The sequence below is a fragment of the Sphingobacterium spiritivorum genome (assembly GCF_016725325.1).
GTDB lineage: Bacteria > Bacteroidota > Bacteroidia > Sphingobacteriales > Sphingobacteriaceae > Sphingobacterium.
Window position 1 is genome coordinate 1645808 of the sequence record NZ_CP068083.1, and the last position, 25697, is coordinate 1671504.

Here is a 25697-nt window from a genome sequence, read left to right on the forward strand (position 1 = left end):
GTATGAAAGCTACTTCAAAAATTGAATGGACTGAAGCAACTTGGAACCCTTCAACAGGCTGCAATAAAGTGACTTCTGGATGTAAACATTGTTACGCTGAATCTATGGCGATGCGCTTAAAAGCCATGGGAGCACCAGGTTATGACAATGGTTTTGAGTTTACACTTATGCCAGATCGTTTAGAAATGCCCCTTAAAATAAAAAAGCCTACAAAGTTTTTTGTAAATTCTATGAGTGATTTATTTCATGAAGAAATGCCATTCGAATTTTTAGATAGGGTTTTTGATATAATTCGTTTAACACCGTATCATACATATCAAATTTTAACAAAGAGAGAGCTTATATTGGAAAAATATTGTAAAACCAGATCGATTCCAGAGAATGTTTGGTTAGGCGTTACTGTAGAGTTTCAAAAAGCAAAGCAAAGAATAGATATACTCAGAAAAATTGAAGCGAAAATTAGATTTCTTTCAATAGAACCTTTGTTAGAAGATTTAGGTATTTTAGACTTATCAAATATCCATTGGGTCATTGTTGGTGGGGAAAGTGGATCAAAGGCCAGGCCGATGAAGCCTGAATGGGCATTAAAAGTTTTGAAACAATGCAATGACCAAAATATAGCATTCTTTTTTAAACAATGGGGAACTTGGGGAGTCGATGGGGTTAAGCGAAGCAAAAAAGCGAATGGAAGAGTTCTTGATGGTAAAGAATGGAATGAAGAGCCAGATCTTGAATACATTTAAAGGTCTCGAAAACTAAAAAAACCTTTCTCTCTACGAAAAAGGTTCTTTTCAGAAAGTGACCCCGCTGAGGCTCGAACTCAGGACCCACAGATTAAGAGTCTGTTGCTCTACCAACTGAGCTACGAAGTCAGATTTGCTCGAGGGCTATAAACAAAGTTACAGTTGTACACCAATAAAACAAATGCTTTAAAGAATTTTTTACACCGCTGTTGTACAGGAAAACCCTTTATTTCGAATACAAAAATTTTTAACCATGTGATAGCATTTCTTATTCTTAACTTGCATAAGAAATAATCCTGAATTATGTTTCTGAGAATAGTTATCAATACACTGACGGCACTGCTTATTTTTCCTGTCATTATCTCTTATAGAGAATGGAGCAATATCCTCAGCGGCAATTACCAGTATTATGATACGACATATGAATCTGCAGGTGAATATATAAGCAAAATCATATTACACCCGATGGCTTATCCCTTAATGCCGGTTCTTTTTCTGCTCTTCATCCTTATGCCGTTTCAGTTTATAAAGAATTATTACAAGCATAAAGGCAGGGAGCCGTCCTTTTTAAAAAAATGGCTGATATTTTCCCTTTTGCTCGTAATCTGTGGAATACTATGGGGTATGGTTAGTAATATCTGGCAGACAGTATGGTATCACAATTTGGTCTACCTGCTTTATATTGCCGGATTTTCTCTGTTTTTCACTTCATTATTACATGTTACGGCCGACAAAGTAAAAGAAAAGCCGGTTGCAGAGTAGAATTGCAACCGGCTTATACATTTCATGTAAGAAAGAATTCTCCTCTCTGTATTTTAAAACTTCAGGGTCAGCTCCGCTGTAAAATTGCGTGGCATCTGTGCGACCACCACTCCCTGTCCGGCGAAATATTGGGCATTACCCAGATTATTCATTTTGAATCCGAATCTGTACTTCTCTTTTTCCAGAGAAACAGAAGCATTGATCAGCGTATAAGCAGGGAAAGTAAAGCGTCCTGTCACCACTTTATCCTCACTGATCTGTTCGCCTACACGATTGACACCAAATCCAAATCCAAGCCCATGCAACACACGCGTCTGCAAGACATAACTCGCCCATGAATTAAAGACATGCGCCGGACCTGCTGATCCCGGACGACGACCTTCTACTGAAGCATCCGCTTTTTGAAATTTACTGTCATTATAGGTATAACCTGTCATAATATTCAATCCGGCAATCGGGTTCGTAATCAGTTCAAACTCCAGACCTTTGCTGCGCTGTTCACCATCCTGAATAGTGATCAGATATTCTTTACCGCCCTGTTCTACGGCGATATCACGGGACATGTTATTAACCGTGATATCATAGTAAGATGCTGTAAGGTTAAATCTGTTCTCCCATAGATTTGTTTTCACTCCTGCCTCCCACTGATTGGCCATCTGCGGTTTCAGATTACCGTTATATTCCGGTAATTGTTGCGTTACAGGAGCCACATAGCTGAATCCGTTCATATAGTTTGCATAAGTCGACAGGCGATCTTTCAGTACCTGATAGACCATGCCCACTTTTGGCGACCAGGCTGTCTGCTTAAACTCTCCTGTACGCACATTGTTATTCAGATTCAACTGTCCGCGGCTGTTGTAATGATCGACACGCAAACTCAATAAAGTCGTCCAGCGATCTGTCAGATATACCACATCCGACAGGTATGCTCCGTAAATATTACTGGAGGTATAATTACGCACCATTGGCGATTTAGATTTCTGAATGCTGGCTGTAGCCAGTTCCCGGGAAATAAAACCATAATCATTTTCCAGATCCCGACCATTGATTGTATCGTATTTTACTATCGGAGAGTGGTTGTTTCGGGTAGACTGATTCAGATAATCCAGACCGATCAACACCTTATTCTTAATACTTCCGATATGAAATGTACCGTTAAAATTCTGCTGTACACTCGTAGAACTACCTTCCGAATTGTTCCATTGTACATTTCGCTCCAACAGCGCATCGCTGTCATTGCCACGGATAAACTGATACTGGTATAAGCCTTCTGTTTTTCTGAAATTGCGGGAAAGTAATGTTTGGGAGGTCCAGTTTTCTGAAATTTTATAGTTGACTTCACCCTTGATATTGATGGATGGCGCCTTCAGCGTCATATCATTATTGGAATAAGAGCGCTTCCAGTCAAAACCCAGTTCATCCGGTGTATGCGCATAAAACGGACGTGTTCTTGCAAAAAAGATAATCGGCGTATTCGTTCCTTCGTAGTTATACAGCTGTGCCCCCAGATTGAAGGTCAGTTTATCGTTGACCTCATAACTGAATGTCGGTGCAGCAAAGAAAGATTTTCGGAACTCCGAATCTCTGAATCCGTTTTGATACTGATAAGCCGAGTTGAAACGGAAAAGTGTCTTTCTGGATTTGGTCACCGGTCCATATACATCCGCTGTCAGACGGTTGAGGTTATAACTCCCCAGAAAATAAGAAACCTGTCCGCCAAAATAATCCTTTGGTTTTTTGGTCATAATATTGACCAATCCTCCAAATGAAGTAACCGCACCCCCGTATAACGTTCCGGATGGCCCTTTTAATACCGTTACACGTTCTATATCTGCCGGATCAATTTCCCCGTTAGTCGTCGCCGGCACACCATCCACCATCGATACTTTGGTCGGGAATCCGCGCAGACTGTAATAGAATGAACCGTCACCGCTGCCGCGCCCCGGACTTCCCTGCATTTTGACCATTCCCGGTACATTTCGCAGGGCATCCGAAAGATCTGTAATCAGCTGTTCTTTCATAATCTGCTGATTGACACTGGTCAGCGCCTGTGGGTTTTCCAGATAACGCAAAGGCATCTTGGCTGCTGTGGTGCTATCCTTATCCAGAAACTTATTCCGTCGGTAACCATAGACGGTCACACCGTCCAGATCATGGTACTTTTTAGTGGCATAGATCGTTGGCAGTTCTGCCATACCTGCTGTAAGCTGTATATTCTCCCGCAGCACTTCAATATCGTTCAACGTTACCTGTATAACATACTCTCCGGGAGGAACATTATCCAGATAAAATTCACCGGTTTTATCGGTTCTGGACTGATAAGAGGTATTTAATAATCGCAACAGGGCATCCTTAACGGGTACCTGATCTGTGAGCATAATTTTTCCGCGCACCCGTTCCTGTTTCTGTGCCGCACCGGTTAAGGGCAATACACAGCACAATAAAATAATAAAGACTGATCTCATGATGTTAATTAGAATAGTAATGTTCTGTAATAATATAATTTGGTTTTTGTGTAATTCGGAAAGAAGAAGCTATACACCTGTACCTTCATTGTGCGCATTCCTGCCATGATAAAATCAACCGGCATATTCAGAAAAGGCAAATTGTGTACATAAGAAAAAGACCGTATATGGAAACCCGGAAAGACATGTAAAAGCAAAGCCTATTGATGGGAATGCATTACTTTTTCTGTTTTAAAGAAAACATATCTCATCCCTGACGGGTACATATTCAGATAGTGGGGCATACTTTATTCTTATTTAGATTAATTCTACGCAAAAGTACAGAAATAGTTTATATTCCAAAAAATAAGATGAGAAACAGGAGTAAAAGTTAGCTCTTTGTGCTCTTCCTACAATTCATCCTGGTTTTCTGACAATTCAGGCACTCTCTTTTGCCAAAACGAGTCTCCGGAGGCACCTTTATATCAAATTTATTAACCACATGAGAGTATTGATTTTTTTATTATTTATGCAGACCGCAGTTTTTGCACAAACCCAGATCACAGGCCGTATTACAGATAAAAGCAACAGACCTGTCCCCCGTGCAAGTATATATCTCATCGGCACATATGATGGTACCACCTCGGACTCCAGCGGAAACTTTAGCTTCCGTACCACCGAAACCGGCTCAAAAGAATTGAAAGTAACAGCTATAGGATATCAAAGCGCTCTTTTAACTATACACACTACACAAACGTCTGTTTTACAGATTCAACTCGCAGAAGCAGCGCTTCAACTGGATGAAATTGCTATTTCTGCCGGAATGTTGCAGGCCGGAGATAAAGCCAAAGGCAGTGTAATGACTCCTTTAGAAATTGTTACTACAGCTGGAAGCATGGGCAACATAATTGCCGGACTGGCCACACTTCCCGGAGCTCAGGTCGCCGGAGAAAGCGGAAGATTAATGGTAAGGGGTGGATCTTCATCCGAAACAAGTACATATGTAAATGGTATACAGGCCAGTCAGCCATATACATCCGCGCCTAATGATTCTCCTGTCCGGGGACGGTTTTCTCCCTTCTTATTCAAAGGGATCAATCTCTCTACCGGAGGTTACTCTGCCGAATATGGAAATGCACTCTCAGGAGTATTGCTGCTTAATACTGCAGATAAAATAGAAGATCCGAAGACTGAATTGTCCCTTTCCTCGGTTGGTGTAGGTCTCGGAACCACACAAGCCTGGAAGAGGAACTCCCTCAGCTTCAACGGTAGCTACTCTAACCTCAGACCTTATGTAAAACTGATTAACCAACAACTGGACTGGATAGATCCCTATCAAAGCGCGTCCGGTGAGATGATCTATCGTCATCAGTCCGAAAACAGCTTTCTGAATGTATATGGTTCATTCAATATAGAACGGTTTTCATTGCGCCAGCAGCATATCGACTACACCGATCCGGTATATGTAAAACAAAAAACAGACAATATCTATCTGAATATCAATTACAAACAAAAACTATCCAATGATTGGCGGATGGAATCCGGAATAGGCGCAGACCGCAAAAACACGAGCACTTATTTTAATGAAAGCTATATCCCGAATCAGGATTTCAGTCTGCATGTCAAGGAAAAGCTTTCTAAAACCTGGCATCAACGTTTACGTACATCCTTCGGAGGAGATTTTTTTTATACCCGGTATAAAGAGCACTATACAGATCCTGACCGATCATTTGCGTATGGTTATAATTCGCAAATCGGAGCGCTGTATACAGAGACGGACTATGCAATCAGTACAAAATGGATTACAAAACTTGGACTACGTGCGAGTCAGACAAACTTGCAGGATGGAGTGATTCTGGAACCCAGAGTATCACTGGGCTATCTGATAAACAGATCCAGTCAGCTTTCACTGGCTTATGGAGATTTTCATCAACAGGCAGACCCGAATGTACTCAAATACGCCAATCGGTTAGACTGGATGTCATCCAGACATTTTATCCTCAATTACATGTACGAAAGCAAAGGGAGAACTCTTCGTATTGAAGCTTACCGAAAAACGTATAATCAGCTGGTACAATACAATACAGCCCGTCCTACGTATCAAAGCGTGTACAGTAACAGGGGAAAAGGATTTGCGGAAGGTGTGGATATCCTGTACCGGGATAATACGAGTATCCGAAATCTGCAGTACTGGGTTTCTTACAGTTATACGCATACCCGTCGCCAGGAAGCCAACTATCCTCTGGAAGTGACTCCGTCTTATGTTGCCGATCATGCATTGTCGGTCGTCAGCAAATACTGGATCAGTGACCTGAAATCTCAACTTAGTCTTACCGGTAGCTACGTATCCGGAAGACCTTATAACGACCCAAATTCGGCGGACTTTATGCAACAGAAGACAAAAGGCTATTCGCAGGTTGCGATGAGCTGGTCTTATTTACTTAGCCAGCAGAAGATTCTGTTCTTTTCCGTTAGTAACCTTCTGGGTAATAAACCTGTTTATGGTTACAATTACGCCAGTCAGGCTGGACCGCAGGGTGTATTTGCCCGTCAGGCAATCACTCCGGTCGCTAAAAGATTTGTATTTATAGGATTCTTTATGACAATAAGCCGAAATAAAAAAGATAACCAACTGGACAATCTGTAGTATCTGACAATTCATCCCGGTTTTCCGACAGTTCAGTTATTATTAGTTGTACAACGACAGCAGACTTTACACTTTTGAATTATAAACTTTAATACAACATATTATGAAAACAACATTATTACTCCTTGCGCTGCTGATTACAAACTCTATGTTTGCGCAGACCGCCTATGAAAAAGGTATGGCTAATGGAATGCAACTTTGGCAATCCGGCAAAAACACAGAAGCCGCAGCCCAGTTCGAGCGCATCGCACAGGTAGAAAAAGACAACTGGATACCAGCTTACTACCAATCCTTTATTACCATTTTATCCGCATTCAATGCTAAAGATGCCGACAGCAAGATGAGTCTGATCAAAACAGCCAGGGCTATTCTGGATGCTTATCCTGCACAGCATAACAACCCGGAATGGTTGGTATTGAAAGCCATGAATTATACGGCTGAACTCACGACAGACCCTATGACTAAAGCACAGGAATTGTCGCCGCTGATTATCGGTACATACGAAAAAGCGAAAGCTATTGCACCGGAAAACCCAAGGGTTATCCTGAATCTGGCTCAATTTCAGATGCAATCCAAGAAATATTTCCATCAGGATACCAGCGCAGAGTGTGAAAGTATAAAGAAAGCTCTACATTTGTTCGAAACACAGAAATCCGAGACCGCTTTTGCTCCTTCCTGGGGAAAAGAGCAAGCAGAGCAGATCGTTTCTTCCTGTTCAAGTAAATAATACCGATATGAAAGCCTTTCTTAAATCATTATTTCTGGGAATAGTAATAAGTGCGGGCATATCCCTATTATTCTCGGCCTATTATCTCATCACTTACGGTAATCTGGATATTCAGTTTTACAAATCCAGAGGGGCACAGATCGGAATGATCTATGGGGTAATGGGATATATGCTAAATAGCAATCTGGCCGCCTATATTCACAGCAAAGTACCCAATGATAACCTGTGGCGTAAACGGTTATCGTATTTTATACCAGGTAGTATCCTGATTACTGTATTGATGGTCTTTGTGGTCAATTGCTTTTTTCAGGTTGTTTTCGGAGAGCTTTCATTCACCGAATTTCTGCTGAGGCAGCACTTAGCGACTTATATCATGACAACTCTTATTGCCTTAGTCGTTGGTCTCGGGTTTTATGCTTTCTATTTCTATAAAGCTTATAAAAATGCACAGATCCAGAAGCAGAAACAGATTGCAGGAAATGCCACCGCTCAATTTGAGTCTCTTAAGAATCAGATTGATCCGCACTTCCTGTTCAATAGTCTCAATGTTCTCACCGGACTGATTGAAGAGAGTCCGGAAAAGGCGGTGGACTTCACTACATCACTTTCCCGTATCTATCGTTATGTTTTGGAGCAAAAAGACAAAGAACTGGTACCCGCACAACAGGAACTAAGATTTGCACAAATCTTTCTCAATCTGCTCAGACTTCGTTTTGAGGAAGCCCTGATCGTAGAGATTGATGAAAGCAATATGGAAGAAGAAGAAAACATTATCCCCCTTTCTCTGCAGTTGCTTATCGAAAATGCAATCAAACATAATGTGGTCAGCGCTGCCCGGAAACTGCATATCCGGATTGTCAAAAAAGATAACTATCTATATGTAAGCAACAATCTGCAACCTAAAGAAACGCTTGCGGAGTCTACAGGTATAGGATTAAGCAATATTATCAGTCGTTACCAATTGCTGACTACTGAGGAGGTCATTATTAACGATCAAAACGGAAACTTTGAAGTAGGCTTACCGCTGCTGTCTGTAAAATCTGAATCATGAATATAATAATTATAGAAGACGAAATGCCTTCTGCACGCCTGCTGAAGCGGAAGGTAGAAAATATGGGATATGCTGTGACTGCACTTCTGCACTCGGTAGAAGAAGCTAAAGCATGGCTTTTGTCCAATCCGGAACCGGAACTTATATTTCTGGATATACAATTGTCTGACGGACTTTCCTTTGAGATCTTTGAAGAGGTGACTGTACAATCCGCGATCATATTTACAACTGCCTATGATGAGTTTGTGTTGCGTGCATTCAAGATGAACAGTATTGATTATCTGCTCAAACCTATTATTGAGGAAGAACTGAAGTTTGCATTTGAAAAATTTCTGAAATTGCAGCGCAGTTCAGAGACTGTAGACCTGAATGAAATCCGATCGCTCTTAAAACTCACAAAAAAAGAGTCTTACAAAGAAAGGTTTACCATAAAGATCGGACAAACGATCAAGGTAATTGATATACAAGACATTGCCTGTATTTATAGTGAACACAAAGGAACTTACCTGTGGACACGTCAGGGAAATAACTATTTGCTTGACATCACTTTAGATAAGGTGGAAAAGATGATTGATCCCAACCGGTTTTTCAGGATCAGTCGCAGCCATATTATCCAGATAGACAGTATTAGAGAAATTGCGGTACATTCCAACTCCCGGCTGCGCATATATCTGCAGCCAGATCCGGATCAGGAAATGATCGTCAGCAGGGAACGGGTAAGTGATTTCAAAACCTGGCTCGAAAAGTAGTTTAAAGAACGGAGAGATTGAAAGGTATATTAAAATTGACAGAGGCCGTAAATCCCCGGATAGGCTTAAACTGAGACTTGGTGCTTATATTAAATCCATAACCGACAGCTACATCCGCTAAACAGATCAATCCAAACCCTATTTTAGGAGTAAAAGTATAAGGAGTAATTTCTGCCTTCAAAGCTGGCCAAAACATTTTATCCTCCCTGTAATAAGTAAATCCTAATTCAGGGATAACGGTTGTCTTATCCATCATCCAGGTAAAGTTGGCTCCGGCATCGAGCTTTATATATTCTTTGGAGTTCAGCGCAAACAGATTCCAACCCGAAACTCTCAAAAAATTACCGCTTTGATATTGATAACCTACTGACGGACCCCAGATCCATTTGTTCTTTTGGGCCAAAAGAGATTTGGGAGCAAAGAGGAGCAATAGAAAAAGGAAAAACATCGGAATAGCATTTCTCATATCGAAAAATTAATTCCATTAAATTTGCCCAATTAACTTTACGAATCAAAACACAAAGAGGAAATATATTTTTATGACCAATGAAGCCGAATGCAAAGATTAACCACAGGAGCAGGTAGTTCCCCGAAAGAAACAATATTATGGGTCAAACCTTTACTATGGATGCAGGATGATTAACGGATAAAGAAGTTAAACGGCACATTAACACTGATGGAAGTTGTAAAGCCCTTCAGGGGTTTAAAATTATCCTTCGTCTGCATATCAAACCCGTAGCCTACCCCAATATCAATGAGCGAAAGCAAACTCACCCCCGCCTTTGGTGTAACGGTATAGGGTGTAATTTCTCCTTTCAGAAAAGGCCATACACCTTTATCGCTCAGGTAGTATGTAAATCCAAGCTCGGGAATAACGGTTGTCTTATCCATCATCCAGGTAAAGTTGGCTCCCGCATCAATTTTCATATACTGATTATCATTGGGTGCAAAAAGTCCCCAGCCTGAAACTTTTAAAAAATTACCCTTTTGGTATTGATACCCCACAGACGGGCCCCAGATCCAGGAACTACCGCCTTTGCTGGCAGACAATTCCTGTTGTCCTTTTGCAGGTAAGAGTATTACCGCAAATACAGCGAAAAGAAGAAATATCTTTTTCATATGGAGGGATTTTTAGACATACTAAATTTACAACATTAAATTAACATACAGCAATATTTGAGCCCAACCATGAGCAATGAACAGGCATTATCTCATATTATGACACAGTGATAACGGGATCACTAAGATTTTGTTTACAAAAAATTCATCTTGTCCATACTGATATTTCTATTAACTTTGAGTTTAATCTATCTAAATCAGAGATGTACAATACATATTCTTTAAAAAGCACCACCATCAGACTGGTCATACTTTTTGTCGCATTACAGAGTTTCAGTGCTCAGGCTCAATTTGGGAAACTGGGAGATATCGTCAATAAAGGAGTCGGCAAGGCACTCAACAGTTCCCAGCTCAAATTATTAAAATCCGATCCGATCACAACCAATTTTGATGATTGCAACCAGGAAAAAACGCTTGTGGCAGATTTCGGAAAAGATTCTGTCAAAACAGATCTTTGCACATTAAGTGCCCAGTATACCAAAACTACAGGATTCCGGTTGAAGCCTGGTTTTTATAAAGGAACCTTTAAAAGTTTCTGTCTGCAGGCAGGTACTTACGGCCCCTCAAGAGGAGACGCTTATCTGTTCGCTCCACTCGCAGGCCCCAAAGAAAAGATCGCACGTACGCTCATCGCAAACTGGGAAGATCATCCCGAAATCGAACAATCTCAGGTACAGGTGCTGTTGTGGGCTATTATAGCGAAGACAAACTTTACTAAATTATCTCCGGATCTTCAGGCGACCGCAGCGATACTGCTGAGTCAAAAAGACCTGTCCGCTCTGGGGAGCTCAGTCATTGATTATCTTAGCGGAGAAGCGATGCAGTCGCTGACACAAAATCTGCCTGAACCTGCAAAAACAATTGTAGAGATCGAAAACAAGATCAGAGGGATGATGTATAAGGCGAATGCCTCTTATCAGGAAATTGAAAGTCTGGCCATGCTTACCGGAGCCGCTCCTGTTAATGAAAAATTTCCGAGAGGCATCTGGAGCTTTCATCCGGACGGTTATTATATCAAATATCTTCCTCAGGGCTATTCTGTGACATCAGTAGAGATATACGTACCACAACAAGCCGGTACAATAGACTTTTTGCCAACAGGAGATGTTGCTGTTCCGGCATCCAGAGGATCACAAAGACTGGGACAATCAAATATACTGATCTGTGAACAACATGATTAGTCCTGTAAAATGCAATATTGGGTAGTATAAAGTTTATGTTCTTACGACTTTAACAAAAGGCGATTAAAAAGCCGGTATTCACTTCTGAAATACCGGCTTTTTGATTTATTTTAAATCTTTCAGGATTTCCTGAATTGCTTTTTCCAGCTGCGGATCCTTTCCTTCTAAACGGTCCACAAATGTATTCTTGATATAGATATCCGGAGACACCCCTGTCAACTCCAGATCCTGACCATCTAAGGTATAACATCCCCAGGCCGGTACTCTGTACATGGATCCGTCCACTAATCCCTTCGCAGAGGTGAAGATAATCCAGCGGTAAGTTTCGGTTCCGATAATCTTACCCAGCTTCAGCGCCTTGAATCCCGCTGCAGTCATCTCTGCATCACTGAGTGATTGCTCATTGATCAGCAACACAATCGGTTTGGCGGCAGGAGCAAAATTACTTTGAGGAGCCCGCTTACCGTCCCGGTATTGCCATTGCAGATATGGACGCTGGGACAGGAAACGCAGAACTTCATCGTGCACATTACCCCCGGTATTGTAGCGCAGATCCAGAATAATCGCATCTTTATTGTTTTCCTGTTCGGCCATATCCAGTAAAAAACGGTTTAACTCTTCACCGCCCATATTTTTCATATGAGAATAGGCGATCCGGTTGTTGCTCATTCCGTCAACCTTAGCTCTGTTTGCTTTGATCCATTCGTCATAGAGCTGCTCCCGTTGTGCATTTGCCGGCTGCGGACGTATATTGACGTTGATTTCTTTGCCCTGACGGCTGAATGTCAATGCCATTTCTTCAGCTAAGGAAGGTAACGTGAAATAGGAATCCCGGTCTCTGGTTTTATCTATGCTCTGCCCGTTAACTGCCAGCAGGATATCTCCCTCTTTAATGTCTACACCTTTGCGGGATGCAGGACTGTTGACAATGATCTGTGATACTTTCCAGGGATCCTTTGCATCATATACCACACCAATCTCGTTTGTGACAGCAGTAAAGCTTTTGCGTTCTTCAGGACCTGAAGAATTGAACCCCAAGTGGGAAGCATTCAGCTCGCCTAGCATATCATTGAGTAATATGCGCAGATCGGCTCTGTTATTGATATTGGGCAGATAAGCTTCGTACTGCTTCTTCACAGCTGACCAGTCTATTCCATGAAAAGTTCCGTCATAGAAGTTTTCCTCTATGCCAGCCCAGGTCTCATAAAACATCTGCGAAAATTCTTTCTCCAGATTACGCTGAAATTTCAATGAAATATCTACTTTATCAAATTTATTTGCTTCTATATTATATTTCTGAATGGCTCCTTTGCTCAATGCATAATATTTGCCACCGGTTTCGAATAAAGCGCCGATGCCTCCATCAGCTACCTTTTCAGTTTTATTGGGTGTGAAAGGTTCAATCACAGTACGATATAATGCACCCCGTCCTTCTCCATGATTGGATGAATAGAACACATAGGTTTTATCTCCTTTTTGAAATACAACAGGATCCAGTTGTGTTCCGAAAGCCGGACTGACCAGTGTTATACGATCCAGTAAACCCTTCGTATCTATAGTCACCACCGGCTTGTCAGCAGAAGCCGTTTTCACAGGTTCTTTTTTATCTTTATCTGCAGGTGTTTTCTTTTGTGCTGTCGTATCTTTTTTTACTTTCTCTGTCTCTTTAAAGAGTTCGTCAAACTTACTGATACGGTAGTCTTCATCAAAGTTTTCCAGTGCCATTCGGTATATGCTGGCATTTTGTACTCCGGTCGGGTAGGAAGGTTTTGTCCGGTTACTTGCAAAATAAATATACTTTCCATCCGGAGACCAGGTAGGAGTAAGCTCGGATACTCCTGTATTGGTAAGGTTGATTGTACTGTTCGTCTTCAGGTTATGCAGCATAATATCTTGTTCAAAATTGCGGTATGCTGTAAACAGGATATAGTTGCCGTCGGGCGAAAAAGATGGAGATGAATTTTGAAATGCCCAGATTTCATCTTTTACGACCGTATTACTTTTCAGTGTATGGAGGTCTAATGTACGTACCTCATCCCGACCACTCAGATAAACACCAAGAGTACGGTCTTTATTAAATTCGATAATCCTGTTGTTACGAAGATCTTTTGTCAATTGTTTTGCCTGCTCCCTGCCGTCTGCAGCTATCGTAAACCAGTTGAGATATCCCTGGTAAGTCTGATTAAAGAGTAAGGTTTTATTGTCTTTGAGCCATTTGACTTCTACAATACGTTCGCCCTGACCAGGCATCTGCCGTACAAACTTACCTTCAATATCGCTCACAAACAATTCTCCGCGGGAGACAAAAGCCATTTTTTTACCATCAGGAGAAACGTCTACATTGCTGATATTATCTTTGACATCAAACTCCTGTTGCTTATTCAATACCAGATTGCGGCTGATTGCTATCTTAGGCTGGATCGTTTTCTTTGTGGCAACATCATATAAAAATAACTGATAATCCTTCTCGAAAACGATCTTTGACCCGTTTGCTGAAACCGAAGGACGCTTAATAGATGTTGAAAATTTGGTCAGCCCTGTTTTCTGTCCATTCACAAAGCTATACAGATTGTATTCCCCGTTTACTTCATCCGATGCAAAGTAAATCGTTCCTTTTTGATCCACACTTGGCCAGAAATCTTTCCCCGCATAATCAGTATACTGTTTGAATTGTTTTTGCTTTGGAGAATAAGAAAGAATGTCCGGATTGAAGGCTCCTTTATAGCGCTTGCGGTTAGCCGCAAAATTACTTTCCCAGGAATCATTGAACAGCAGTTCCCCGGAAGGAGTTTCTACCACATTATGAATGGTATTGAAATAATGCGGAAACATCCTTTCCGCAGTTCCCCCGTTTACAGCAACCTTATAGCTGCTGAATCTGTTGTATCTGGCAGAAGTAAAGTATATACTCTTGCTATCCCAACTCCAGCTGTCTACTTCGTCACCGGCATCGTGGTAGGTCAACTGCCGGATATCACCACCTTCCAGTGGCATGATATATACATCCAAATTGCCATTCTGGTTCGAAGAGAAGGCAAGCCATTTGCCATCAGGAGAAATCCGGGGAGCGATCTCCGTTCCCGACATAGCGGTGAGCCGTAGCGCCAGACCTCCGTCGGCGGAGACTTTCCACAGATCGCCGTCGTAACTGAATACAATTGTTTGTCCGTCCGGACTCAGTGTGGGATACGAGAAGAAGGATGCCTGGGACTGTGCATGTACACTAAGCAGACTGCTCAGAGAAATTCCCAGTGAACAAAGAAAATGTTTGATCATAAAAATAGTAGGTTATAATTTGCAGCATACAAGAGAGATAATCCAATTACTTGTTTGACTATAGATAGCATAAAAATTATCCCGATCTGATTTTATGTGCTGCAATATTTGAGCTGAAAGTAGCTAATAGTCTACATTCTGACAACATTAAATGTAAAAACCATGTAATTTATCGTTCAAAAATGCATTCAAAATAAAATTTAACGATTATTTCACATATCACGGCACCGGTTTCGCTTTGAGGAGATTAAACTTTTGCTATTTTTGGCCTTTGAAAATGAGAGCTGTAATTTTCATATTGAATATTTGTTTTCTCCTGATATGGGGACACCACCATGCTTATGCACATACTGCACAGCAGGTGTACGGTATTCATGGAAATCAAATGCAGCAAACCAAACAGACCTGTCATATACACCACGACGCGCTCGTCGTGAAAAACAGTCTGCTGGATGAGGAGGAAAAAAGTATTTTCAGCGTAGAAAATGAAGATACTGATTTTGTTTTCGGACGAAAAGACGTGCAGCTATCCAAACAGATTATTGCTCTGTCATACGGATTGCTTTTGCCTTTTATTCAATACAGACATAAGGACCGTCTTCCTTTTTATTTTCACCTGTATACCCCTTCTTACAAATATATCCTCCAGCGGGTATTAAGAATCTGATAACCTTTCCTTACATCATATTTACAGTCTGCGATACGCTTATCGAAGGCTAATGGCATATGCTTGATTTTCATGGCTGTTAGACTGTTTGTATCCGGCAACGTTGTGATGTTTCCATAGTCCCTAAAGAAATCTTCGGTTTCTCCAATTTCCATTTGTCCTATATTAATTCATATCATGAAGAGAATTATCATGTTCATGAGCTTGTTTGCATTATTATACCAAACAAGCTGTACTGCTAAAAAAGAAAAAAAAGAAGAAGTAGCAGAGTACACCGTTACCAGTCCGTTAAGAGTAGACACCTCTTTCACGAAGGAGTATGTTTCACAGATCCGCTCTGTACAAAACATCGAAATCCGCGCTCAGGAAAAAGGCTTTCTGGAAAAGATCTTTGTAGATGAAGGTCAGTATGTAAGTGCAGGCCAGACACTATTCCGTATCATGCCGCAACTGTATCAGGCAGAATTGCTGAAAGCAAAAGCGGAAGTAGAACAGGCAACAATAGAGCTGGAAAATGCCAGCACACTGGCTTCCAATAACATTGTTTCTAAAAATGAAAAAGCTATGGCTAAAGCCAAACTGGATGCTGCCAATGCCGAAATGAAGCTGGCACAGATTCACTTATCATTTACAGATATCAAAGCTCCGTTTTCGGGTATAATCAACCGTATTCCGCTGAAACAGGGAAGTCTTGTTGATGAAGGTGATCTGATGACATCCCTTTCAAATAACACAGAAATGTACAGTTACTTCAACGTCTCAGAGCCTGAGTATCTAAACTATCAGACACATATCAATGACAGAGGAAGTAAGGAGGTAACCTTGATTATGGCTAACGGGGAGGCTTTTCCTAAAAAAGGACAAATACAGACTATCGAAGGTGAGTTTGACAATGAAACAGGAAATATTGCTTTCCGTGCGAAATTTGCAAACCCTGATAAACTGTTGCGAAACGGTGAAACCGGAAAAATACAAATGGTACTGCCGCTGAAAAATGCAATGATTATCCCGCAAAAAGCAACTTACGAGATTCAGGATCAAAAATATGTCTTTGTAATAGATAAAAACGGAATAGCGAAATCCAGAAACATTAAAATCGCCTATGAGATTCCGGATCTCTATGTGATCAGTTCGGGTCTTGCAGACGGGGACCGCTTCTTACTGGAGGGAGTACAGAAAGTAAAAGATGATCAAAAGGTACAAACGAAGTTTCAGGAGCCGGAAAAAGTGATGCAATCGTTGAAATTAAAAGCAGAGTAAGGCTGGCTTAAAATGAAATATTATGTTTAAGAAATTTATTCGCAGACCCGTTCTGTCTATAGTAATCTCACTGATTATACTATTTTTAGGAATACTTTCACTGGCCAAACTTCCGGTGACACAGTTTCCGTCCATCTCTCCGCCCAAGGTAAATATTACCGCCTCGTATCCCGGAGCGAACAACGAACTATTGATTAAATCGGTAGTTATTCCGTTAGAAAGAGGTCTGAACGGTGTACCGGGCATGAAATATATGACTTCAGATGCCGGTAATGACGGCGAAGCATCTATACAGGTTGTATTCGATCTGGGTACAGATCCGAATGTTGCAGCCGTGAATGTACAGAACCGTGTATCTTCTGTAGTCAATAAACTGCCTCCCTTGGTTGTCCGTGAAGGGGTAAAAATCACACGTGAAGAACCCAACATGCTGATGTACATCAACTTGTACAGTGATGACCCTAAAGCCGACCAGAAGTTTCTCTTCAACTATGCGGATATCAACGTGATGTCCGAATTGAGACGGGTAAGTGGTGTGGGCTTTGCAGATATACTGGGTACACGTGAATACGCTATGCGCATCTGGCTGAAGCCAGATCGGTTGACGGCCTATAACATCTCTTCCGATGAGGTCATGGAAGCCCTAAACCAACAGAGTCTGGAGGCTTCTCCCGGAAAAACAGGAGAGAGTTCCGGTAAACGTTCCCAATCTTTCGAGTACATTCTGAAATATCCGGGTCGCTTCAATAATGAAACAGACTATGGAAACATTATCCTAAAAGCCAAATCCGGAGGTGAATTTGTACGCTTGAAAGATGTGGCCGATGTAGAGTTTGGTTCATCTATGTACGATATTTATTCCACCCTGAACGGCAAGCCTTCAGCTGCAATCACCGTAAAGCAATCCTACGGATCCAATGCCAGCGACGTTATCAAAAATGTAAAAGAACTGATGACGGATCTTCAAAAGAACAACTTTCCAAAAGGTATGCACTATGATATCAGTTATGATGTATCCCGGTTTTTGGATGCCTCTATCGAAAAAGTAGTTCATACCCTGTTTGAGGCTTTCATACTGGTGGCGATTGTGGTGTTTCTGTTTCTTGGGGACTGGCGCTCTACGCTGATTCCGGCACTTGCTGTACCGGTGTCACTGGTAGGTACATTTGCTATCATGTCGGCGTTCGGTATTACCTTAAATATGATTTCGCTTTTTGCACTGGTGATGGCCATAGGAGTGGTAGTCGATGATGCGATCGTAGTCATCGAGGCCGTGCACGCCAAGATGGAGGAGAAGAATCTGTCTCCGCTCAAAGCGACAGAAGAAGCCATGCATGAGATCAGCGGTGCCATTATAGCCATTACATTGGTCATGGCTTCTGTATTTATTCCGGTAGCCTTTATGTCCGGTCCTGTTGGTGTATTCTACCGGCAGTTTTCCATCACAATGGTGTCTTCCATTATGCTCTCAGGAGTTGCAGCCCTGACATTAACTCCGGCTTTATGTGCACTGATCCTTAAAAACAATCATGGAAAACCGAAAAAGAAAACATGGATCAGCAAATTTCTGGACAGCTTCAACAATATGTTTACCAAAGGTGCCGGAAGATATGAGAAGCTGTTGAATAAAACGGTTACTAAGAAAGCTTTTACTCTTCCTTTGTTACTGGCCTTCTGTATCTGTACCTTCTTTTTAAGTAATTCTCTCCCTTCCGGATTTATACCGGGAGAAGATCAGGGAATGATCTATGCTATTATTCAGACGCCACCGGGATCAACACTGGAAAGGACCAACCAGATTGCAAAAGAACTGTTAAGAGAATCAGAAGATATCGATGGCGTACAATCCGTATCATCGCTGGCAGGATATGAAATCCTGACAGAAGGTACGGGATCCAACTCCGGAACCTGTCTTATCAATCTCAAAAGTTGGGAAGAACGGAAGGAATCTGCCGCAGAAATCATTGAAAAACTGGAAGAAAAGGCCAAAAATATCCCGGGTGCAAACATAGAGTTCTTTCAGCCACCATCCATTCCAGGCTACGGGGCTGCCGGAGGTTTTGAACTTCGTCTGCTGGATAAAGCAGGAAGCGGAGACTATCAAAAAATGGAACAGGTAAGCAATGATTTTGTGAAGGAACTGAAAAAACGTCCTGAACTGGGTTCTGCCTTTACATTTTACTCTGCCAGTTTTCCGCAGTATATGCTGAAAATAGATAACGATCTGGCTGAACAAAAAGGTGTAACCATAGAAAAAGCTATGGACAACCTGTCTACACTGATAGGTTCCAACTATGAAACCAGTTTCATTCGCTTTGACCGACCTTATAAAGTGATCGTACAGGCTGGACCGCAATACCGGGCTTTACCGACAGATTTATTGAAACTGTATGTAAAAAATGATAAGGATCAGATGGTTCCCTATTCTGATTTTATGCATCTGGAAAAAGTATATGGTCTGTCTGAGATCACCAGACATAATATGTATAACTCTGCAGAGGTGAGCGGATCTCCGGCTCCTGGCTACAGTAGCGGGCAGGCCATTAAGGCTATTCAGGAGGTCGCAAACAGCAAGCTTCCAAGAGGATTTGGTATCGATTGGGCCGGTATCTCCAAAGATGAGGTAAGCCGTGGAAATGAAGCGATTTATATTTTCCTGATCTGTCTGGGATTTGTGTATCTGATCCTGTCAGCTCAGTATGAAAGCTTTATCCTTCCGCTTCCTGTTATCCTCTCTTTACCAACAGGTATATTCGGAGCCTTTTTATGCTTAAAATTATTAGGCCTTGAAAATAATATCTATGCACAGGTAGCTATGGTTATGCTGATCGGTCTGCTAGGCAAGAATGCCGTACTGATTGTTGAATTTGCCGTACAGAAAAAGGCGGAAGAAGGAATATCGGTGGTAAAAGCAGCTATAGAAGGAGCGACAATCCGATTCCGTCCTATCCTGATGACCTCATTTGCATTTATTGCCGGTCTGATCCCGTTAGTGATGGCGACAGGTCCGGGAGCTTTAGGAAACCGTACCATCGGTACTGCGGCGGCAGGAGGAATGTTTATCGGAACCATCTTCGGACTGCTGATTATTCCGGGATTATACTACATCTTCGGAACAATAGCGGAAAGATCACGACTGGCAAAATATGAAGAAGAAAATCCATTAACAGAAAAAACTGAACCTTATGAACATGATGGAAAATTCGAAGACTAAGAGCATTATCACAGCGATTGCTTTCGCACTGATGCTGGCAGGATGTAAAGCCCCGAAGGCGACCATTGTAAAAGATGAGGTAAAAGAAAATATCCCTCTGAATTTTCAAAGTGGTGAACAGCAGGATACCGTACAGAACAGTGGTACAACGCCGTGGAGACAATTTTTCACGGATCCGAACCTTGTCGCACTTATTGAGACTGCTTTAAAAAATAATCAGGAGCTGCTGATTACTCTTCAGGAAATCGAGATAGCAAAAAGTGGTGTACTTTACAAAAACGGTAAATTAAGCCCGACTGTTGCTGCAAAACTCGGCGCAGGAGTAAGCAAAGCCGGCCGCTATACCAGTGAAGGAGCCGGAGATGCGACTACAGAGATAGAACCTGGAAAAGAAATGCCGGATCCCCTCGGAAATTTTGAAGGTGGGTTAGTCGCCAACTGGGAAGTGGATATCTGGAAAAAGCTACGGACAGAAAAGCAAGCTGCTATTGCTCACTATCTGGCCACTGTAGAAGGTAAAAACTTTGTGCTCTCCAACCTGATTGAAGAAGTGGCGGACAATTACTATGAATTGCTGGCGCTGGACAATCAGCTGGATATTGTACAACAATATATCAAATTGCAGGAAAGAGCTTTGGAGATCTCCAAAATTCAGAAAGAAGCTGCGGCAACAACAGAATTAGCAGTTAAAAAATTTGAAGCAGAACTATCCAAGTCCAAAGCTACGGCCTATACGATTCATCAGGAAATAACCGAAAAAGAGAATCAGATCAACGCTTTGCTGGGACGCTATCCGCAGCCTGTAGTCCGCACAAAAGAGAGCTTTATGTCGACAATAGCACAACCAGTGTATACAGGGATCCCGTCACAATTGCTGGCGAATCGCCCGGATATTAAAGAAGCTGAATTGGAATTAAAAGCAGCAAAACTGGATGTAGAAGCTGCCCGCAAAGAATTTTATCCGTCACTGGAAATTTCCGCTGCGCTGGGACTCGAAGCATTTAAACCTTCTTATCTGGTGAAAATGCCGGAGTCAATAGCCTTTGGTCTGGCAGGTGAACTCGCTGGTCCGCTGATCAACAAAAGTGCCATAAAAGCCAATTTCCAGACAGCAGATGCCAGACAGCTGCAGGCATTATACGAATACGACAAAACGATACTGAATGCCTATCTGGATATTGCAAACCTGATGTCCAAAGTGAAAAATATAGATCAGTACTATAAAATGAAATCACAGGAAACGCAGGCTTTGGACGAATCTATTGAGATCGCCAATCAGTTATTCAAAAATTCAAGAGCAGATTATCTGGAAGTACTCCTGAATCAACGGGATGCTCTGGATGCCAAACTGGAACTTATAGAAGCAAAGCAAAAACAACTAAGTACGGTTGTCGATATCTATAAAGGCCTTGGCGGGGGCTGGAAATAAGACCTCTCTAACATAAAAACGCCGGTCTCGTTAATGAGACCGGTGTTTTTATGCTTCGATGACAAGGGATTATAATCTTTTGTCCTGTTTAGTAGCCCCAAGCAGAATCGAACTGCTATCTAAAGTTTAGGAAACTTCTATTCTATCCGTTGAACTACAGGGCCATTAGATCTTGAGCGAAGCAAATGTAATATTTCTCTTCTTTCTAAACAATGTCTGCGCATAATTTATAAAGAAATAAGAATAGTAAAAACCTATACAACTATAATAAAGATATAGATTTCAACAATTGCTTATTGACAATTGCAATACTTTCGTGATGGAATAAGTCGTATCTTTGTAGCATAGAAAAAATTAAAAAACAATATATAATCATGAGCTTTACAGGTAAAAATTTCCCAAGTATTGCAGTAGATGCAATCGATTCATTAGGTGACAATTTAAGTATCAACATTTTTGAAAAAGCAACTCAGGAAGGTAAAAAAGTATTATTGTTCTGGTATCCGAAAGATTTCACTTTCGTATGTCCTACTGAACTTCATGCTTTTCAGGATGCTTTACCAGAATTTGAAAAACGTAACACTATCGTAATCGGTGCTTCATGTGATTCTAACGAAGTACATTTTGCTTGGTTAAATACAGCAAAAGATAATGGTGGTATCGAAGGCGTTACTTACCCTATCCTGGCTGATACAAACCGTAACTTATCCAGTATCCTGGGTATTCTGGAAATCAAAGAAGTGGAGCACCCTGAATACGGTACTCTTGCTGAAGGATCTGCAGTATCTTACCGTGCAACTTACCTGATCGACGAAACAGGTAAAGTATTCCACGAGTCAGTAAACGACATGCCTTTAGGCCGTAACGTTAAAGAATATATCCGTTTGATCGATGCGTACACACACGTACAACAACACGGTGAAGTATGCCCGGCAAACTGGGAAGAAGGTAAAGAAGCTATGCACGCAACTCGTACAGGTGTAGCTGAATACTTGTCAAACCTTAACTAAGTCTGGCTAGCTTTAGCAAAGACAAACAAAAAAACAGGGGAAGTATCTGTATTTCCCCTGTTATTTAACCGCTTAAATAAAAAAATCATGTTACAGGAATTAGAAAACGATACGCTACAAGAAATTGTGGACAATAATGATATTGTAATGGTACAATACTCAGCTTCATGGTGTGGAAACTGCCGTATCATGAAACCAAAATTCAAAAAATTAGCCGGTGAGAATGAAAATGTTTCATTTATTATCGTTGATGCAGAGAAGTTCCCGGAATCAAGAAAGTTAGCGAACGTAAATAATCTTCCAACTTTTGCTGCATTCAAAAACGGCAAGCTGATCAATCAGGTTCAAACTAATAAATTCGAAGGATTAATAGACTTATTCAATGAAACTACCAGTAATTAAGCATTTAACAGAGTTTATCGAGCAAAATGATGTGGACTACGTGCTGGAGACTATAGAAACGCTGGAAGCATTAACGGAAGTTCCTTCTTTAAAAGATGAAGAACTGGATGTTATCGGTGAATTGATCTCCAATATGTATGGAGCTGTTGAGGTCGATAAATTGATAAAAGAAGGAACTCCTAAAAAAGAAGCACTAAATGTGTTTATGAAAAGAGTTTTGGGCTCTATAGATAAATAATCCGCTAAGCATTGATCTAAAAGTAAGTAGATGATAGTGAAGAAGCACTTTTACAACAACACATGTGCATAACTTCTTTTTTGTGGAAAATTTATTTTTACAGGTGTTCTGTCAATAGAAATAAAAAACACTACATTTACTATAATAAAGGTTACAATACTTAAAGTTGCAAACAACGGAAACCTGTTTAAAACTCAATTATTCGTCGCTAATTGCAGCTTTAGGTCAAAAAAAGATTTTTTAATTGTTGTTAAAAGGGATCTGTAAAATTACAGATCCCTTTTACTTTTCTGCTACTCGGCGTTACAAAATTATTTATCTTTATTCCTATGATTATACGGAATATCGCTATTGCTCTTTGCATGATCGCAAACACATATCTATTATACGCTCAACCTTCACTCCCGACACCATCATCCGAAATCAAGCTCAAACTTGAAAAACTAAACTCCCTTGGCTCTGTACTCTATTTTGCGGCGCATCCGGATGATGAAAACACCAGACTTATTGCCTGGCTGGCACAGGAAAAAAAATACAGAACAGCATATCTGTCCCTTACCCGGGGCGATGGAGGACAGAACCTAATCGGTACGGAAATTGGAAAAGAGCTGGGACTTATCCGTACGCAGGAACTGCTAAAAGCCAGATCCATTGATAAGGGAGAGCAGTTTTTCAGCACTGCGTATGATTTTGGTTTTTCGAAGACCTATGCAGAGACCTTTGATTTTTGGGAGAAAGATGAAGTTCTGAAAGAAGCCGTGTGGATTATCCGAAAGTTTCAGCCGGATGTTATTATCACCCGTTTTCCGCCAGATGAAAGAGGAGGACACGGACACCATCAGGCATCAGCTATACTGGCTATCGAGGCGTTTAAAATTGCCGGAGATCCCAAGGTATATCCCGAACAGCTGAAATATGTAAAACCATGGACAGCCAGGAGATTGCTCTGGAATACCTTTAATTTTGGCAATGTAAATACAACAGCAGCGAATCAGTTCAATCTTGAGATCGGTGATTATAATCCCCTTATAGGTAAGTCTTATGGAGAGATTGCTTCCGAGAGCCGCTCTTCACACAAAAGCCAGGGATTTGGCGCTTCCAGACAAAGAGGAAATGCCAGAGAATACTTTGAGCTGCTGGGAGGCGACGCTCCTAAAACAGACTTAATGGATGGTGTGGAAACTTCCTGGAAAAGAGTAACAGACAATCCGGCTATACAACAAAAAATTACGCAGCTTAATCAGAACTTTAATATTAGTCATCCCGAAGCTTCTGTCACCGGACTGATCGAACTCTTACAGCTGGTCCAAAAAGTAGATGATACGCACTGGAAAACACAAAAGACCAAAGAAATAAAAGAACTGATACTGGACTGTGCTGGCATATGGATAGAAAGTTATGCGGATCAGTCAAAATTTGTTTTAGGTACAACCGTTTCTGTCGCTAACGATGCTATCGTCAGAAGACCGGACGTTAAAGTCGAGCTCTCGGCAATAAACAATACACCTGTTAATAAATCGCTTAGTTATAACAGCATCTTAACCGAAAAAAATAACCAAACAGCCACACCTGTTTCACAACCTTACTGGCTTGAAAAGGAAGGTACGCTGGGAAAATTCAATGTGGATGATTTAACACTTGTTGGCAATCCTGAAAATCCCGATGCCCTGCACAATACTTTTACCCTCAAAATAAACGGTGTGTCTATCACATTTGATCGTCCGGTATTATTTAAATACACACATCCTGTGAGAGGAGAGGTATATGAGCCGTTAATCATTAGTCCTGCTGTAACGGCTAATATACTGAGCAGTGCTGTTGTCGCACGCCTCGGCGAACCGAAAACGGTAGAAATCTTATTTCAGGCACATTCAGATCAACCTCAGACAGCAGAAGTATCTTTCGATGTGCCAAAGAACTGGACTGTATCTCCGCAAAAACTATCCCTGGATTTTAAAAATAAGGAGACTGAAATTTCACAAAAGATAATATTGACACCTTTGTCAAAAGATATCCGTTTAGATTCTTTACAGATCAACATAGGAAATACGGCTGCTCTTTCTTATCATTCCATTGCATACGAACATATTCCGAAAATCACCTGGTTTCCGCCCGCAAAAGTCCGTCTTACGGGTCTGGATATTAATATTCCTCAGAAAAAAATCGGCTATATTGAAGGAGCAGGAGATCTCGTTGCTTCCAGTCTTAAAGATATTGGTATTACGGTTACCAATTTACGGGAATCCGAGATTATAAATGATCAGTTGCAGGACTATGATGCCATAATTGTTGGTATAAGAGCTTTCAATGTAAATAGCAGAATGTCTGCCCTGATGCCGCATCTTTTAAAATATGTAAGATCGGGAGGAACGCTGGTAGAGCAATACAATGTAAATAATGGCCTGAAATCCAACACCTTTGGCCCTTACCCGTTTCAGATCTCGCGTGACCGTGTGACTGATGAAAATGCAACTGTACAATTTGACAAGGAAAGTCCGGTTTTACAAACTCCGAATAAAATCACAGCTGCAGACTTCGACGGATGGATTCAGGAACGGGGATTATACTTCGCCTCGCAGATAGACCGCAAATATGCTACTCCACTGCTGATGAATGATAAAAATGAATCTCCGAATAACGGATCTCTTTTGGTTGTTAATGAAGGAAAAGGTAAATTTGTGTATACATCCTTGTCTTTTTTTAGACAATTGCCTGCCGGAGTACCGGGAGCTTACAGATTATTTGTAAATTTGCTATCAAAACAATCACAATAAATTA

19 protein-coding genes and 2 tRNA genes are annotated in these 25697 nt (G+C 41.3%); 15 read left to right on the plus strand and 6 right to left on the minus strand.

The features are described from left to right. Positions 1 to 2 precede the first annotated feature (2 nt). Positions 3 to 743, plus strand: a complete 741-nt coding sequence (locus I6J02_RS06680; protein ID WP_201680989.1) for a DUF5131 family protein — start codon at positions 3 to 5, stop codon at positions 741 to 743. A 56-nt stretch (positions 744 to 799) separates the two neighbouring features. Here the strand turns inward: I6J02_RS06680 and I6J02_RS06685 are convergent. Continuing rightward, positions 800 to 872, minus strand: a tRNA-Lys gene (locus I6J02_RS06685). Between the two features lie 174 nt (positions 873 to 1046). Between I6J02_RS06685 and I6J02_RS06690 the strand changes: the two genes are divergently transcribed. Further along, positions 1047 to 1505, plus strand: coding sequence for a hypothetical protein (locus I6J02_RS06690; protein WP_201680990.1), 459 nt, complete (start codon positions 1047 to 1049; stop codon positions 1503 to 1505). 53 nt (positions 1506 to 1558) lie between these two features. On the opposite strand, the gene I6J02_RS06695 is transcribed toward I6J02_RS06690, so the two are convergent. Then, positions 1559 to 3970: a TonB-dependent receptor gene (locus I6J02_RS06695; RefSeq protein ID WP_201680991.1), complete on the minus strand. Its 2412-nt coding sequence runs from the start codon at positions 3968 to 3970 to the stop codon at positions 1559 to 1561. 481 nt (positions 3971 to 4451) lie between these two features. On the opposite strand from I6J02_RS06695, the gene I6J02_RS06700 reads away from it, so the two are divergent. From I6J02_RS06700 to I6J02_RS06715, 4 genes are all read left to right on the plus strand, one after another. Beyond that, on the plus strand, positions 4452 to 6596 hold the full coding sequence (locus tag I6J02_RS06700) for a TonB-dependent receptor (RefSeq protein ID WP_201680992.1): 2145 nt from the start codon (positions 4452 to 4454) through the stop codon (positions 6594 to 6596). Between the two features lie 103 nt (positions 6597 to 6699). Beyond that, positions 6700 to 7323: a hypothetical protein gene (locus I6J02_RS06705; protein WP_201680993.1), complete on the plus strand. Its 624-nt coding sequence runs from the start codon at positions 6700 to 6702 to the stop codon at positions 7321 to 7323. A 7-nt stretch (positions 7324 to 7330) separates the two neighbouring features. Continuing rightward, positions 7331 to 8374, plus strand: a complete 1044-nt coding sequence (locus I6J02_RS06710) for a sensor histidine kinase (protein ID WP_201680994.1) — start codon at positions 7331 to 7333, stop codon at positions 8372 to 8374. Beyond that, positions 8371 to 9123, plus strand: a complete 753-nt coding sequence (locus I6J02_RS06715; protein WP_201680995.1) for a LytR/AlgR family response regulator transcription factor — start codon at positions 8371 to 8373, stop codon at positions 9121 to 9123. Before I6J02_RS06710 ends, I6J02_RS06715 begins: the two co-directional genes overlap by 4 nt. A 1-nt stretch (position 9124) precedes the next feature. Here I6J02_RS06715 and I6J02_RS06720 read toward each other — a convergent pair whose 3' ends face one another. Continuing rightward, a complete protein-coding gene (locus I6J02_RS06720) occupies positions 9125 to 9589 on the minus strand; it encodes a hypothetical protein (RefSeq protein WP_201680996.1) in 465 nt (154 codons plus the stop codon). Positions 9590 to 9762: 173 nt separating this feature from the next. Next, on the minus strand, positions 9763 to 10242 hold the full coding sequence (locus I6J02_RS06725; RefSeq protein ID WP_201680997.1) for a hypothetical protein: 480 nt from the start codon (positions 10240 to 10242) through the stop codon (positions 9763 to 9765). Between the two features lie 203 nt (positions 10243 to 10445). On the opposite strand from I6J02_RS06725, the gene I6J02_RS06730 reads away from it, so the two are divergent. Then, entirely contained in the window at positions 10446 to 11423 is a 978-nt protein-coding gene (locus tag I6J02_RS06730; RefSeq protein ID WP_236582333.1) for a hypothetical protein, read from the plus strand. 105 nt (positions 11424 to 11528) lie between these two features. On the opposite strand, the gene I6J02_RS06735 is transcribed toward I6J02_RS06730, so the two are convergent. Continuing rightward, a complete protein-coding gene (locus I6J02_RS06735; RefSeq protein WP_201680999.1) occupies positions 11529 to 14699 on the minus strand; it encodes a S41 family peptidase in 3171 nt (1056 codons plus the stop codon). A 277-nt stretch (positions 14700 to 14976) separates the two neighbouring features. Here I6J02_RS06735 and I6J02_RS06740 point away from each other — a divergent pair, with 277 nt between their 5' ends. The 4 genes from I6J02_RS06740 (at position 14977) to I6J02_RS06755 (ending at position 21269) form a co-directional block, all read left to right on the plus strand. Beyond that, positions 14977 to 15366: a hypothetical protein gene (locus I6J02_RS06740; protein WP_201681000.1), complete on the plus strand. Its 390-nt coding sequence runs from the start codon at positions 14977 to 14979 to the stop codon at positions 15364 to 15366. Between the two features lie 177 nt (positions 15367 to 15543). Next, positions 15544 to 16626 carry an efflux RND transporter periplasmic adaptor subunit gene (locus tag I6J02_RS06745; RefSeq protein WP_003009784.1) on the plus strand — a complete coding sequence of 361 codons (1083 nt, stop codon included), beginning with the start codon at positions 15544 to 15546 and terminating at the stop codon, positions 16624 to 16626. 22 nt (positions 16627 to 16648) lie between these two features. Next, positions 16649 to 19840, plus strand: coding sequence for an efflux RND transporter permease subunit (locus I6J02_RS06750; RefSeq protein WP_201681001.1), 3192 nt, complete (start codon positions 16649 to 16651; stop codon positions 19838 to 19840). Continuing rightward, entirely contained in the window at positions 19812 to 21269 is a 1458-nt protein-coding gene (locus tag I6J02_RS06755; protein WP_201681002.1) for a TolC family protein, read from the plus strand. Before I6J02_RS06750 ends, I6J02_RS06755 begins: the two co-directional genes overlap by 29 nt. A gap of 92 nt (positions 21270 to 21361) precedes the next feature. On the opposite strand, the gene I6J02_RS06760 is transcribed toward I6J02_RS06755, so the two are convergent. Further along, a tRNA-Arg gene (locus tag I6J02_RS06760) sits at positions 21362 to 21433 on the minus strand. A gap of 210 nt (positions 21434 to 21643) precedes the next feature. On the opposite strand from I6J02_RS06760, the gene I6J02_RS06765 reads away from it, so the two are divergent. The 4 genes from I6J02_RS06765 (at position 21644) to I6J02_RS06780 (ending at position 25693) form a co-directional block, all read left to right on the plus strand. Next, positions 21644 to 22279, plus strand: a complete 636-nt coding sequence (locus tag I6J02_RS06765; protein ID WP_002998573.1) for a peroxiredoxin — start codon at positions 21644 to 21646, stop codon at positions 22277 to 22279. 87 nt (positions 22280 to 22366) lie between these two features. Further along, entirely contained in the window at positions 22367 to 22681 is a 315-nt protein-coding gene (locus tag I6J02_RS06770; protein WP_002998571.1) for a thioredoxin family protein, read from the plus strand. Next, complete coding sequence (locus tag I6J02_RS06775; protein ID WP_002998569.1) at positions 22662 to 22919, plus strand: DUF6952 family protein; 258 nt, start codon at positions 22662 to 22664, stop codon at positions 22917 to 22919. Before I6J02_RS06770 ends, I6J02_RS06775 begins: the two co-directional genes overlap by 20 nt. 329 nt (positions 22920 to 23248) lie before the next feature. Then, the gene (locus tag I6J02_RS06780) at positions 23249 to 25693 is read left to right on the plus strand and encodes a PIG-L family deacetylase (protein ID WP_201681003.1); all 2445 of its coding nucleotides are present in this window, start codon (positions 23249 to 23251) and stop codon (positions 25691 to 25693) included. The last annotated feature ends 4 nt before the right edge of the window (positions 25694 to 25697 follow it).

Excerpts from the sequence above, each read along its gene's own strand:
- I6J02_RS06680 (WP_201680989.1), top strand. The coding sequence starts at position 3 with ATGAAAGCTACTTCAAAAATTGAATGGACTGAAGCAACTTGGAACCCT.
- I6J02_RS06690 (WP_201680990.1), top strand. The coding sequence starts at position 1,047 with ATGTTTCTGAGAATAGTTATCAATACACTGACGGCACTGCTTATTTTT.
- I6J02_RS06695 (WP_201680991.1), bottom strand. The coding sequence starts at position 3,970 with ATGAGATCAGTCTTTATTATTTTATTGTGCTGTGTATTGCCCTTAACC.
- I6J02_RS06700 (WP_201680992.1), top strand. The coding sequence starts at position 4,452 with ATGAGAGTATTGATTTTTTTATTATTTATGCAGACCGCAGTTTTTGCA.
- I6J02_RS06705 (WP_201680993.1), top strand. The coding sequence starts at position 6,700 with ATGAAAACAACATTATTACTCCTTGCGCTGCTGATTACAAACTCTATG.
- I6J02_RS06710 (WP_201680994.1), top strand. The coding sequence starts at position 7,331 with ATGAAAGCCTTTCTTAAATCATTATTTCTGGGAATAGTAATAAGTGCG.
- I6J02_RS06715 (WP_201680995.1), top strand. The coding sequence starts at position 8,371 with ATGAATATAATAATTATAGAAGACGAAATGCCTTCTGCACGCCTGCTG.
- I6J02_RS06720 (WP_201680996.1), bottom strand. The coding sequence starts at position 9,589 with ATGAGAAATGCTATTCCGATGTTTTTCCTTTTTCTATTGCTCCTCTTT.
- I6J02_RS06725 (WP_201680997.1), bottom strand. The coding sequence starts at position 10,242 with ATGAAAAAGATATTTCTTCTTTTCGCTGTATTTGCGGTAATACTCTTA.
- I6J02_RS06730 (WP_236582333.1), top strand. The coding sequence starts at position 10,446 with ATGTACAATACATATTCTTTAAAAAGCACCACCATCAGACTGGTCATA.
- I6J02_RS06735 (WP_201680999.1), bottom strand. The coding sequence starts at position 14,699 with ATGATCAAACATTTTCTTTGTTCACTGGGAATTTCTCTGAGCAGTCTG.
- I6J02_RS06740 (WP_201681000.1), top strand. The coding sequence starts at position 14,977 with ATGAGAGCTGTAATTTTCATATTGAATATTTGTTTTCTCCTGATATGG.
- I6J02_RS06745 (WP_003009784.1), top strand. The coding sequence starts at position 15,544 with ATGAAGAGAATTATCATGTTCATGAGCTTGTTTGCATTATTATACCAA.
- I6J02_RS06750 (WP_201681001.1), top strand. The coding sequence starts at position 16,649 with ATGTTTAAGAAATTTATTCGCAGACCCGTTCTGTCTATAGTAATCTCA.
- I6J02_RS06755 (WP_201681002.1), top strand. The coding sequence starts at position 19,812 with ATGAACATGATGGAAAATTCGAAGACTAAGAGCATTATCACAGCGATT.
- I6J02_RS06765 (WP_002998573.1), top strand. The coding sequence starts at position 21,644 with ATGAGCTTTACAGGTAAAAATTTCCCAAGTATTGCAGTAGATGCAATC.
- I6J02_RS06770 (WP_002998571.1), top strand. The coding sequence starts at position 22,367 with ATGTTACAGGAATTAGAAAACGATACGCTACAAGAAATTGTGGACAAT.
- I6J02_RS06775 (WP_002998569.1), top strand. The coding sequence starts at position 22,662 with ATGAAACTACCAGTAATTAAGCATTTAACAGAGTTTATCGAGCAAAAT.
- I6J02_RS06780 (WP_201681003.1), top strand. The coding sequence starts at position 23,249 with ATGATTATACGGAATATCGCTATTGCTCTTTGCATGATCGCAAACACA.